Origin of the sequence: Clostridium sp., from assembly GCF_036781005.1 — a bacterium.
GTDB lineage: Bacteria > Bacillota > Clostridia > Clostridiales > Clostridiaceae > Clostridium_B.
This window is the reverse complement of sequence record NZ_DAIQBT010000015.1, coordinates 1-12,541: the sequence shown is the minus strand read 5'-3', so window position 1 is coordinate 12,541 and position 12,541 is coordinate 1. Positions and strand designations below refer to the sequence as shown.

Annotated in this window: 14 protein-coding genes and 1 pseudogene; 12 read left to right on the top strand and 3 right to left on the bottom strand. The window is 31.3% G+C overall.

The annotated features are described in order from the left end of the window. Window positions 1–9: 9 nt before the first annotated feature. From V7Q02_RS07950 to rlmH, 4 genes are all read left to right on the top strand, one after another. Window positions 10–1,407, top strand: coding sequence for an aspartate ammonia-lyase (locus tag V7Q02_RS07950; RefSeq protein WP_333860476.1), 1,398 nt, complete (start codon window positions 10–12; stop codon window positions 1,405–1,407). A gap of 91 nt (window positions 1,408–1,498) precedes the next feature. Continuing rightward, window positions 1,499–2,740 carry a [FeFe] hydrogenase H-cluster maturation GTPase HydF gene (gene hydF / locus V7Q02_RS07945; RefSeq protein ID WP_333860475.1) on the top strand — a complete coding sequence of 414 codons (1,242 nt, stop codon included), beginning with the start codon at window positions 1,499–1,501 and terminating at the stop codon, window positions 2,738–2,740. 269 nt (window positions 2,741–3,009) lie between these two features. Then, the gene (abc-f, locus tag V7Q02_RS07940; protein ID WP_333860474.1) at window positions 3,010–4,629 is read left to right on the top strand and encodes a ribosomal protection-like ABC-F family protein; all 1,620 of its coding nucleotides are present in this window, start codon (window positions 3,010–3,012) and stop codon (window positions 4,627–4,629) included. Between the two features lie 13 nt (window positions 4,630–4,642). After that, a complete protein-coding gene (rlmH, locus tag V7Q02_RS07935) occupies window positions 4,643–5,122 on the top strand; it encodes a 23S rRNA (pseudouridine(1915)-N(3))-methyltransferase RlmH (RefSeq protein WP_333860473.1) in 480 nt (159 codons plus the stop codon). Window positions 5,123–5,368: 246 nt separating this feature from the next. Here rlmH and V7Q02_RS07930 read toward each other — a convergent pair whose 3' ends face one another. Then, window positions 5,369–5,449, bottom strand: a complete 81-nt coding sequence (locus tag V7Q02_RS07930; protein ID WP_330655533.1) for a putative holin-like toxin — start codon at window positions 5,447–5,449, stop codon at window positions 5,369–5,371. 224 nt (window positions 5,450–5,673) lie between these two features. Here V7Q02_RS07930 and V7Q02_RS07925 point away from each other — a divergent pair, with 224 nt between their 5' ends. Continuing rightward, window positions 5,674–5,817, top strand: a complete 144-nt coding sequence (locus V7Q02_RS07925; protein WP_333860472.1) for a hypothetical protein — start codon at window positions 5,674–5,676, stop codon at window positions 5,815–5,817. Here V7Q02_RS07925 and V7Q02_RS07920 read toward each other — a convergent pair. After that, window positions 5,807–6,448, bottom strand: a complete 642-nt coding sequence (locus V7Q02_RS07920; protein ID WP_333860471.1) for a hypothetical protein — start codon at window positions 6,446–6,448, stop codon at window positions 5,807–5,809. The genes V7Q02_RS07925 and V7Q02_RS07920 overlap by 11 nt on opposite strands. A gap of 14 nt (window positions 6,449–6,462) precedes the next feature. Next, window positions 6,463–6,837, bottom strand: coding sequence for a hypothetical protein (locus V7Q02_RS07915; RefSeq protein WP_333860470.1), 375 nt, complete (start codon window positions 6,835–6,837; stop codon window positions 6,463–6,465). Window positions 6,838–7,071: 234 nt separating this feature from the next. Here V7Q02_RS07915 and V7Q02_RS07910 point away from each other — a divergent pair, with 234 nt between their 5' ends. From V7Q02_RS07910 to V7Q02_RS07880, 7 genes and pseudogenes are all read left to right on the top strand, one after another. Beyond that, entirely contained in the window at window positions 7,072–7,404 is a 333-nt protein-coding gene (locus tag V7Q02_RS07910) for a PadR family transcriptional regulator (RefSeq protein WP_333860469.1), read from the top strand. Between the two features lie 4 nt (window positions 7,405–7,408). Beyond that, on the top strand, window positions 7,409–8,257 hold the full coding sequence (locus tag V7Q02_RS07905) for a permease prefix domain 1-containing protein (protein WP_333860468.1): 849 nt from the start codon (window positions 7,409–7,411) through the stop codon (window positions 8,255–8,257). A 397-nt stretch (window positions 8,258–8,654) separates the two neighbouring features. Beyond that, entirely contained in the window at window positions 8,655–8,936 is a 282-nt protein-coding gene (locus V7Q02_RS07900; RefSeq protein WP_333860467.1) for a hypothetical protein, read from the top strand. A gap of 80 nt (window positions 8,937–9,016) precedes the next feature. Beyond that, window positions 9,017–9,154: a hypothetical protein gene (locus V7Q02_RS07895; RefSeq protein WP_333860466.1), complete on the top strand. Its 138-nt coding sequence runs from the start codon at window positions 9,017–9,019 to the stop codon at window positions 9,152–9,154. 136 nt (window positions 9,155–9,290) lie between these two features. After that, entirely contained in the window at window positions 9,291–10,127 is an 837-nt protein-coding gene (locus tag V7Q02_RS07890) for a DNA adenine methylase (RefSeq protein WP_333860465.1), read from the top strand. Continuing rightward, entirely contained in the window at window positions 10,120–11,400 is a 1,281-nt protein-coding gene (locus tag V7Q02_RS07885; RefSeq protein ID WP_333860464.1) for a type II restriction enzyme, read from the top strand. Before V7Q02_RS07890 ends, V7Q02_RS07885 begins: the two co-directional genes overlap by 8 nt. A gap of 600 nt (window positions 11,401–12,000) precedes the next feature. Then, window positions 12,001–12,489: pseudogene (locus V7Q02_RS07880) on the top strand (MBL fold metallo-hydrolase); the annotation flags it as partial. Window positions 12,490–12,541: the final 52 nt, after the last annotated feature.

Below are 12,541 nucleotides of genomic sequence, written 5' to 3'. Positions count from 1 at the left end.
AGGTGCAGTATGCAGATTAGAATAGAAAAGGATTTACTTGGAGAAAGAGAAATTGATGATTCTTCTTATTTTGGCATTAACACCAAAAGGGCTCTTGAAAATTTTAATTTAGAGGGAAAAATTGTAAATTTAAACTTAATAAAGGAGATTGCTCTTGTAAAAAAAGCTGCTGCCATTGTAAATAAAGATTTAAATGAACTTCCAAAAGATAAGGCAGAGGCTATAATTAAAGCCAGTGAAGAGGTTATAGAAGGAAATTTTGATGACCAGTTTTTTTTAAGTGCATTTCAGGGAGGGGCCGGCACATCTACAAATATGAATGTAAATGAAGTTATAGCCAATAGAGCTATAGAAATACTTGGAGGGAAAAAAGGAGATTATAATATAGTTCATCCTCTAAATGATGTAAATATGTCGCAATCCACTAATGATGTGTATCCTACTGCTTTAAGAATTACAGCTATAAGGAGCATAAGAAGATTAAGCAGCTGTCTTTCGGATTTGCAGGAGGAATTACAGGTAAAGGAAAATGAATTTTCAGATATAATAAAACTTGGAAGGACTCAGCTTATGGATGCACTGCCTATGATGGCAGGACAGGGGTTTGGGGCATATGCAAAAGCTATAGCCAGAGACAGGTGGAGAATATATAAAGTAGAGGAAAGGCTGAGAGAAGTTAACATAGGAGGCACTGCTATAGGCACAGGACTTAATGCAAGCAATAAATTTATATATGAGATAACAGATGTGCTTCAGGATTTAACGGGACTTGGAATTGCAAGATCGGATTACCCTATGGATGTAACTCAAAACTGTGATATATTTGTGGAAGTTTCAGGATTATTGAAGTCTCTGGCAGTAAACCTTTTAAAGATTTCAAATGATTTAAGAATTTTAAATTCAGGACCTGTAGGGGGAATTGGAGAAATTATACTTCCAAAAGTTCAATCTGGTTCCACCATTATGCCGGGAAAGGTGAATCCGGTTATAGCAGAAATGACAGCACAGGTAAGCATGAGGGTAATATCAAATGATACTGCAATTACCATGGCAAGTAGCTTTGGTCAGTTGGAACTAAATGCTTTTACTCCTTTAATTGCAGAGTGTCTCCTTGAATCCTTGGAACTTTTAGAAAAAGCAGTTATAATATTTAGAGAGAAATGTATCAAGGATATTAAGATAAATGAAGAAAATTGCAGAAAAAATCTGGAATCGTCTACGGCCCTGGTAACAGCTCTTGTGCATTACATAGGTTATGACAAGGCAGGAAAGCTGGCGGAGAAGGCTTTAAAAGAACATAAGACTATAAGGGAAGTTTTATATGAAGAAGAAGTACTTCCAAAAGAAAAGATAGATGAAATAATAAATCCATATCAACTTACAAAACCTGGAATACCTGGTATGTAGTTTTTTGGCTATTTTTTAAATTATTAAAAGAGGAGGTGAATTTTAGTGGGAGTTTAAAAGCTGTATTAATTTCTCTCACTAAAGGATAAGAATGAGTTTAAATGAAGCACCCCGCTCTGTTAGAGTACACATAGCTCTCTTTGGAAAAAGGAATGCGGGAAAGTCTAGTATTATAAATGCCATAACAGGGCAGGACATAGCTATTGTATCAAATGTAAAGGGAACTACTACGGATCCTGTGTATAAATCCATAGAAATTCTTCCTATAGGTCCCTGTGTCATAATTGATACAGCAGGAATGGATGACAGCGGACAGCTTGGAGAACTTAGAAAGAAGAAGACCCTGGAAGTTTTAAATAAGACAGATATATCATTGGCAGTAATAGATTCAACTATAGGGGTTACAGAGTATGACAGGTACATAATTGATGAAGTTAAAGGTAAGAATATTCCTCTTATAGGGGTTTTAAACAAGGCTGATATATCTCATATAGATGAGAAGGATATTAAAACCATAAAGAAAGAGTTGAATATTCCCCTTGTAGCTGTATCTGCTGTTACAGGAAAGGGAATAAGGGAATTAAAGAACCAGATAGCCGATATATTGCCTAAGGAAGAGGATAAATTTAAAATAATCGGGGATCTAATAAGTCCCGGAGATTTTGTGGTACTGGTTACTCCCATAGACAAGGCTGCACCTAAGGGAAGACTTATACTGCCCCAGCAGCAAACCATAAGAGATATACTTGAAAGTGATGCTATTGCAATAGTTACCAAGGAATATGAACTTAGGGAAACACTTGAGAGTTTGGGTAAAAAACCTAAAATAGTAGTTACAGATTCCCAGGCGTTTTTAAAAGTAGCTGCAGATACACCAAAGGATATTTTGATGACTTCATTTTCTATATTGTTTGCCAGATTTAAGGGGGATTTAGTAGAACTTATAAAAGGGGTTAAAGCTGTAAAGAAATTAAAAGATGGAGATAGAGTATTAGTAGCAGAGGGATGTACCCACCACAGACAGTCTGATGATATAGGAAAAGTAAAAATACCCAGATGGATAAGGCAGATTACAGGTAAAAAAATAGATTTTGAGTTTTCCTCCGGGGTGTCCTTTACAGATGACATAAAAAGATATTCTCTTATAGTTCACTGTGGGGGATGTATGTTAAATAAATCTGCAATGCTGCATAGAATTAATACTGCCAAAGAGTTTGGAGTCCCTATAGTTAACTATGGTATGCTTATTGCCTATGTTCAAGGAATACTTGACAGAGCATTAGCTCCATTTCCAAGGGCTAAAATGATATGGGATGAAGTGGAAGAACATTGATTTTGTAATTGATATTTTGATTTGAATCTGGTAGAATGTAACTAATATTATGAAAGGGCAAGGTATGTAATTAATGAAAATAAACTAATTCAGCTTTAAGAGAAATTAAATTTAAATTTTATGGTCTGAACAGGCCTTTATTTTGCTGGGTTAGTTTAAATGGATAAACACTATAAATATGATTAAAGTACTGTAAATTTAGGTATAATGATATTTGCATACCTGTTTTTTCATTTATCTTTCCAGCTTTTGCAAAGGAGAGATTTTTTATGCTTATTTTAGAAGCTAGAAATTTAAAAAAGTATTATGGAGACAGACTTATTCTATATGTGACGAATCTAAAAATAGAAAGCGGAGATAAAATAGGAATTATAGGGAGAAATGGTGCAGGCAAAAGCACTCTTTTAAATATATTATCAGGAAATGAGAAAGAATATGAAGGTACTATTTACAGAAACTGCTCTGTTTCATATATTAAACAATTTTCAAATGAGCATATAACAGCTCATGGAAAGGTGTTAAAAGAGTTTAAAGTAGAGAAAAAAATTTATAAGGATAATGTAAGCGGAGGGGAACATACAAAGTTGAATATTGCAGCTGCATTAAGTGAGGGAAGTAAGCTGCTTATGGCGGATGAGCCTACTTCTAATCTGGATTATGACGGTACTTGGCTTTTACAAAAAAAATTATCTAAAGTAGAAACATTTGTGTTAATAAGCCATGATAGTGATTTTATGGATTCACTCTGTAATAAGATTATTGAAATAGAAAATGGAAAGATTGCTTTTTATGAGGGAAATTATTCCTCTTATATAAAACAAAAATCCAGGGAGAAAAAAAGTATTCAAAATGAATATGATAAATATATAGATGAAAAATCAAGGCTTCAAAAAGCTATTTCAAGTATGGAAAATAAATCAAAGTCCATGAAAAAAACTCCAAAGAGAATGGGAAACTCTGAAGCAAGACTCCACAAGAGGGAAAGCTTTGAAAAGAGAAAAAAGGTAGAAGGGGCTGCAAAATCTATGAAAACCCGTCTGGAAAGATTGGAAATTAAGAAAAAACCAGATAAAATTCCAGAAATAAAGTTTGACTTTTCATTGACGGATCCCCCTAAAAATAAAGTAGTTGTATCTGGAAATAAAGTAAGTTTCAGCTATGATAGTAATACTATATTAAATAATATTGATTTTAAAATATACAATGGAAGTAAAACTGCTTTAGTTGGAAATAATGGTTCTGGAAAAACCACATTATTGAATCTTATAAACAGCCACTTTCCTTCCATATATACTGTACCTAAGGGGGTAATAGGATATTTTTGTCAGAGGTTTGAAAATTTAAACCATAATAAAACTTTGATTGAAAATGTAATGGAAGATTCCATTCAAAGTGAAAGTTCTGTAAGGACAATTTTATCAAGGTTATTGTTTTTTGGAGATGATGTATACAAGAAAGTTTCTGTATTAAGTGGAGGAGAAAGAATAAAAGTTTCCTTTGCAAAACTATTTGTATCAAAAGCAAATGTATTACTCCTTGATGAACCTACAAATTATCTTGATATGCAGTCTATTGAAGCTCTTCAGGGTATTCTCAGAATTTATGAAGGTACAGTATTATTTGTATCCCATGACAGCAGGTTTATAAATTCAGTAGCAGACAGATTAATGTTATTAGAAGAGGGAGAAATAAAAGAATTTGAGGGCAATCTTAAGGAATTTAAAGAGCAGCAAAAGTTGAAAAATCACAACAATCACAGCATTGAGAAGTCAATTTTAGAGATGAGACTTACTAAAATTATTTCTAAAATGTCACTGCCAAATTGTAATAGGGAAGAGCTAGAATTGGAATATAAAGGTGTTTTAGAAAAACTAAACAAAAATAAGTAAAAATGGAGAAAACATGAATATCACTATAATTGCAGTAGGAAAATTGAAAGAGAAATATATTAAGGATGCAGTGGGGGAGTATTCAAAAAGGCTCTCCCGGTACTGCAAGTTAAATATTGTAGAAGTACAGGATGAAAAGACTCCCGATAATGCTTCTGAAAGTGAAGAAAATATTATAAAGGAAAAGGAAGGCAGGAGAATACTTAAGTATATAAGTGACAATATGTATTTAGTTGCCCTTGACTTAAAGGGAAGTATGATGATTTCTGAACAGTTTTCAAAGTTTATAGGAAATTTAGCTCTTTCAGGAAAAAGCCATATTGCCTTTATAATTGGAGGTTCCCTTGGTATTTCCAGTGAAATTTTAAAGAGGGCTCATTATAAATTATGTTTTTCGAAAATGACTTTTCCCCACCAACTTTTTAGAATAATGCTTCTTGAGCAGATTTATAGGGGGTTTAGGATAATGAAGGGTGAACCGTACCATAAATGACGGGGGTTTTGTGTGGGATGGGTTGATATGAGTGGGTCTGAGAAATTATATCAAAGATAATGTTTACTAAAAATTTATTGAAAATATGATTTTGAATCATAAAATGTGTTATAATATAAATACGAAGAGAGAAAATAAAAACAGGATGCGTCAACATCCTGTAGTATACAATCTAGTTGCTTAGGCAACTGGTATTACTAAGTTTATTAAATAAAAATAGTAGCGTCCAATTGCGAGTCGGGGCTACTATTTTTTTATTTCTTTAATAAGTAATACTATAAATGTTAACAGTGAAATGAGGAATAATCCTGCTTCAAAAAGTAACATTAAGATGTCATTACTCATTGTATCACCTCCCTTCAACAGGGATGAGTGATACCAGTAGCCCACAGGCAACTCTATTCAATTGTACTAATAAATTATAGCATGTCTAATAGGATAATTCTACAGTTAGTATTATCTGTTACTTTAAATATATATTATAAAAAAGAAAAGTATTTGTTGATGTATAGTCAATAAATGCTTTATTTTTATATTTGGAGGATGGAAAGATGAGAATTATCAAAACACTAAAAGACATTGAACTACTGAAGGAGAAATCACAGATTTCAATCTCACCTGGTCTTGCAGGTTTTGATGGATATTTATGTTCTATTGCTTGTATACCTGTTTTTTCATTACAACTTAGAATATGAAATCCTCTTCTTGTTGTAGATTATTACTGTTGAGATAAATCTGCACTATATCTGTACGTCTTTCAAATTCTTCCGGATCTTTTAATTTATCTTTTAAGTTTAGCCAGCCTTCAAATTGGTGTATTTTTAAGTCTATTTCCTTCAAATATCTAGAAATTTGCCTTGCTGATATACTTTCCACAATAGTATCTTTTATAGCTTTGTAAGCTAATTCCCCTGCAGTCCAATAATTTATTGGTAACCCAACTGATTCCATGGTTTTCACGGTCATATATTTTACGGTGCCATCCACCACGGAAAAGGCTCTGACATAAAATGGTGTGTCAAAGTCAGGCTCCAAAATACCGGTTATGTGGCAGGCAAAGAGATATTCACCGCCTTTTTCCTGTGCCGTAATACTGTTTCCATTGACTAAAACGGAGTCATAAATTGTAATGGTTATACTTTCGGAGCTAGTGCTGCTGTCTCTTTCCGGTGAGGAATTAGTTTTGAAAAAGATAAAACCCACATTGTCCGCTGCTAAGGTGTCGATCACAGCAAAAACGGTTATGGTGACAGTTCCATCATCTGTGGTAAATTTTGATACATCCTGATATTCCGCAAGACATCCATAGTCGTCCTCGCTGTACAAAAGGTAATGGTGCCCTAAAGAGTTTTAGCGTAAATCCTGGTTAATGCAGTAAAATCACAGTTTTCCACGCTGTTGCTTTGGCTCACCAGCTCCTTCAAGCTGGTGAGCCCGCTGAGGTTCATGGCACCAGTCATATTGCTAACGGGTACATTTATTTTTGTAACACGTTTTTCAGTGGTGTCATCGCTTGTCCATATGATGATACTCATCCAACCTTTGAGAATAGTACTCCCATCTGTTGGTGATTTGTCCAGTGTAAGTCCGTTTGTATCAATGATGTTGTTAATTACCGCAATATCATCGGTATTATAGTTTGCTGCACTGACGTTTGAGGACGGGACGATGAGAAAAACAGAGCAAAATAGCACTGTCGCCGGAAAAAGCTTCAAATATTGTTTTATAAGTTTCCTCCTTTATTATATAAAATGTGCATAAAAAGAAACAAGTGTCAATTTTGCTTTCCAATCCAACGAAATTAGATCTTGACAAATGCCAATAGATGTGATTTGTATTTTTAGTTAGCTATTTGTTTTTTAGCAAATCTTGAGATGCTTTCTGCACTGTCAAAAGTACATTGCAATATATAGTAGTTAATGATATAGTATACATTGCGGGGTGAAATTATGGACATTGATAAAGAAGTATTAAAAGGTTGCATAGATACCATGTTAATTTGTTTACTCAATTATGATGATATGTATGGGTATGCATTAGTAAAGAAAGTAAGAGAGGTCAGTGAAGGGACATTTGAATTAAAAGAAGGTACTTTATATTTAGCATTAAAGAGGCTTGAAAAAAATGGAATAATAGAATCCTATTGGGGTAAAGAGAAAAGTGGCGGTGGAAGGCGTAAGTATTATAAAATAACAACTATTGGTAAGGAATATTTACAGAAGAAAAAACAAGAATGGATGTTTTTAAATAGTATGATGAATAAATTTTTAGGGGGAATTTAGAAATATGATGAGTATTAATGAATTTGTTGACTCACTATATAATGGAATCAATGGAAGTGAAAAAGAAATTAAAGATTTTAAGGAAGAAATGAAATCACATCTTGTTGAAACTGTCAATGAATTAAAAGATGAAGGTAAAACAGAAGAAGAGAGTCTTAAAATCGCATATGAGCGTTTTGGAGAAAGGAAAATAATTAATAATGGATTATTTAAACTGTTTAACAAACAAAAAAAGTTTATTAGAATTCTTTTAGTTTCTGCTATAGTTTTTTTATTAATTGGAGTTACTTCATATATATTTATATCCCAAAAAGATTTAAAATTTCAAAGTGAACAGAAGATATTAACACAGGGAGTTCTAAATAGCATTGGCAATGAGAATAATGTTACAAATGATACAAAAGTTCAAATACAAAATTTAGTTAAAAAATATGATTATATCAATTATATTGCTTTATTTAAAGCCAGTGACAATTCTGAATTTAAGGAAGCAATAAAAAAAGATGATACAATGAATATATATGGAACTTATAGATATCCATTTAATATAAAAAATGCTAGAGTGGTATATCCTAGTAATGTACAACCATTAGCAAATTCGCCATATGCTTATGATCGTTCGACAGTAGTAGCAACAAATGGAAATTGGATTGTCCAATACGAATACAAAAAATCAATTTATAGGTATGTTGAAAATTATTCCAGTAGAATAGTGTATTCTAATTTGGATTATAATACTGCTAGTTTTAATTATAAAGATTCAATTTATCTTATAGTTATAGGAGGAACTCTTTTAACTATATGGGTAATAATTAAAGTTTATAATAAATTTAATTTTAAATTATTCGATTAAAATAAAAACAATGCAAAATAGGTAATCATAAAGTTTTTATTTCAATCAATAGCCAATAGCGTCAATTTCTTCAGGTGCAAAATATAACTTTATGCGGTATGGCGAACTGTATATACGTAGACAAACAAATTGCGTATGATTAAATGTTAAGAAATAAGACAATGATATTAAGAGAATCACTTACTTATGCTATAATAAATGTATAAATAGGTTTGTTGGGAGGAATATTATATGGAAAATAAAGAGAAAAGCTTATACAATATTTTTTTGAGTTATTCATATAGTGATTTAATGAAACTATTCTAAAGTGTAAAAACAAAAGAAGAAAAAGATTTTTATGCTAATTTATGAAATATGATTCTTCAAAGAGAGCAGATGAAAATTATAGGCAGGTAAGATGAAAGTCTATGCTATATTTACAGGTGTAAATGGTGTTGGAAAAACCTCTATATATAAATCAATTTATAGTAATGAAAATAAAGATGAGAAAAGAGTAAATACTGATGAGATGGTAGCTGAAGCTATAGAGAAAAGATATGTTGAATCATTAGTTGACTTAAATAGTGTTATTGATATGTGTGATAAAATTAATATATATGATAATATAGAAATGTTAAAAATAGTGATGTCAATTGAAAAAGGCAAAATAGTATGGAAAGATAGGAAAATACATAATTAGCTTTGTAATTCTTTTAAAAATATATATGAAAAAATATGATAGGATTTTTAAGAAATTGGTTAAAAGATTATAAAATATATATGAAAGATACGGTGCTTGTTTTTGAAAATTCCATTGAAGAGTATTATGGGGAACTTTCGATAGGAATGTTATTGAAAATGTATATGGTAGAAGAATTAGAAAGGATGTTTCTAATTCTTGCTATTATTTCTTGGTAATTTATAATATATAATTGTATAGTAAACATCTCAATATTTTGGAGATGTTTATTTTTTTGAGAATGTATGTTCTGTTTTTGCTTATATTAGGGTATAATAATTTAGTAGCAAAAGAATAGAGTGGAGGAATAAAATTGTGAAATATAGCAAGTTAGCCACACCAGTTGTTAAATGGGTTGGTGGAAAAAGACAACTTTTACCTGAAATAAAAAAATATATTCCTAAGAGGATTTCAACTTATTATGAGCCGTTTTTAGGAGGAGGTGCAGTATTATTTGATCTCCAACCTAAGAAAGCCATTGTAAATGATATAAATGAAGAATTAATTAATTTATACAGGGTTGTAAAAGAACATGCAGAAGAGTTAATTGAAGACTTAAAAAAGTATGAAAATGATTCTGAATACTTTTATAAGATTAGAGAGTTAGATAGAAACGAAGAAGTATTTTCAAAACTTTCAAATATAAAAAGAGCTTCAAGAATACATTACTTGAATAAAACTTGTTATAACGGATTATTCAGAGTTAATATGGCAGGACAATTTAATTCGCCATTTGGTAATTATAAAAATCCAAATATAACAAATGAAATAACAATTAGAGCAGTAAGCAAATATTTAAATGATGCAAATATTCAATTTAAATGTGGTGATTATGAGGATGCTTTAAAAGGCATTAGGAGAGGTTCTTTTGTTTACTTTGATCCTCCATATGATCCAGTATCAGATGGTTCTAACTTTACAGGATATGCAAAGGGAGGATTTGATAGAAACGAACAAACTAGATTGAAATTATTATGTGATAAGTTAAATTTAAAAGGAGTAAACTTTCTACTTTCTAATTCTTCTACAGAGTTTATTTTAGATTTATATAAAGATTATAATATTGAAATAATAAAAGCAAAACGCTCTATTAATTCAAATGGTGATGAGAGGGGAGAAGTGGATGAGGTGTTGGTGAGAAATTATGAGTGATACTAAAAATGATAGTGCGTGGGGACAACTATTCGAAAAACATAAGGTTCTTACTGCTGTTCAAAAGAATGGCAGTTTTGAAATTACATCTGCTGAAATTAATCAAGTTAGAGAAGCTAGACTTATGACAAAATTCGATCATAGAACAAATTTACCTAAGATATTTGCTGATAACAATTTATCTATTTTGCCGATTACTAGAGGAAGTTATGTAATCTCACAATTTGATGCTTATAAAGATTTTGAGAAAATAAATACAGAAATTATTAGAGTTTCATTTCCCCAATATATAAGTAGTATTGATTATGAGAATATAAGTAGTGAAGCTACGGCTATAAATTGTGCCTATGTTTCTGGGATAATTGCTGATTTTGTAGGTGATGAACATTTAATGCCAACAGTTAGTGGAAGAATGAGTTCTAGTTCTTTTGATTTTAATATAAGAAATGTGAATTTAGAAAAGGATATGCCTATAAAAGTTATAAATTCACAAATGGAAATAGATGGAGGATATGAGGGCTTAAAATACTTAACACTAATTGAAGCAAAAAATTCGATTTCTAAGGATTTTCTTGTTAGACAACTTTATTATCCGTATAGACTATGGTGTGAAAATATTATAAAGAAAATAAAAACTGTGTTTATGGTTTATTCAAATGGAATTTATAACTTATATGAATATTTGTTTGAACAAAAAAATAGGTATAATTCTCTTGTTCTAGTTAACCAAAAAAATTATAGTATTGAAGATTTGGATATAGGTTTAGATGACATTATATCTGTGTTAAATAGAACAATAATTGTCGCTGAACCACAAATTTCATTTCCTCAGGCAAACAGCCTTAAACGAGTTATTAACCTATGTGAACTATTGTGCCAGAACGATATGACAAGAGATGATATTACTACAAATTATGATTTTGACCCAAGACAAACTAATTATTATACAGATGCTGCTAGATATTTAGGTCTTGTAGATAAAAGAAGAGAAAATGGTTCAGTTGTATTTTTCTTAACGAGTGAAGGCGAAAAGCTATTTAAATTAAAATATAAAGCAAGACAATTAAAGTTTGTTGAATTGATATTAAAACATAAACCTTTTAATGAAACCCTTGGAAAATGTTTAAAATCAGGAGACATTCCTTTAAGAGATGAAATTGTTACAATAATGGAAAACACAGGAGTGTACAGGGTAGAATCTCAAAATACTTATGAAAGGAGAGCGTCGACAATTTCAGGTTGGATAAATTGGATATTAGATTTACAACGATAATAAGACAAGCCAAAATGAGGTAGCAAGTTTCTATACCTTCTTTAGGTTACCTGTTTATATAGATATACTGAACTATACCATAAGTGAAGTAGATTTTTTATGGTAAAAGATTAATATAAACAGGATTGGGAGGCAGGTACCTTCTGCATATTAGAACTATGCCATGGCTATTAGGATGCAATTCTAAGCTTTGCTATTAGTTTAGAAAAATAGTTCAGCATGAACAGCACACGAGTAAGTAGTATCTCCACTAATTCAAGGTGTCAGTCTTAAACGAGTAGTAATTCAGTAAGCGAAGCTACAGGATGGTGCTAGAGCCAACCCTGTTTAACTAAACCAAGAATAGTTTAGCAGGAATACCTGAAAGTTATTCAAAGAATGTGATTTTTATGATACAAACTTTGCAGCTATCCATTCAGATCTTTTATGTCAATTTATAAAGTTATCAAAGAACAGTCGCACAAACTGTTTTATAGATATCTATGGTCATATTATATGAGGAAGGTAGAGTCATGAAGATATTTTTACGCATGCATCCGAGAAATCGCTTATCCTCTGTGCAATTATAAAAGTACTATTGGACAGAGGAGTGTATATTAAATGAATAGATTAAATAAACCAATTTTTACAAAAGAAACAATCAAAGACATGGAAGATATGTCATTTTTCACATATGCTAAGATTTTTGACGATTTGCTAATTATTGCACAAAAGCAGACAAACTGTTTTGTATTGAAAACAAGTGCTGGGCTGATAGTAATAGATGCTATTTGGCCGGCAAAAGAAGCTTTTGAGGCAATAATAGATTCCATTAGGGATGTTGGCTGGAATCCTAATACAGTAAAGAAACTGGTTTTGACACATGGACATGTTGATCATACAGGATGTGGGAGATGGTTTGTTGAGAGATATCATGTTGACACATATCTTTCTAAAATAGATGATATTTTTTGGAGAGATCATCCGACAAAACCTGACAGACCAGAAATGTGGAAAGATTACAAAATTAATGGTTATATTCGTGACGGTGATACCATAACATTAGGTGATAAAACAATATATGTTTACAGTACTCCTGGGCATACTCCCAATGTCGTCAACTTAACAAAACAGTAATATAAAAATTACAATAAATTTAAAA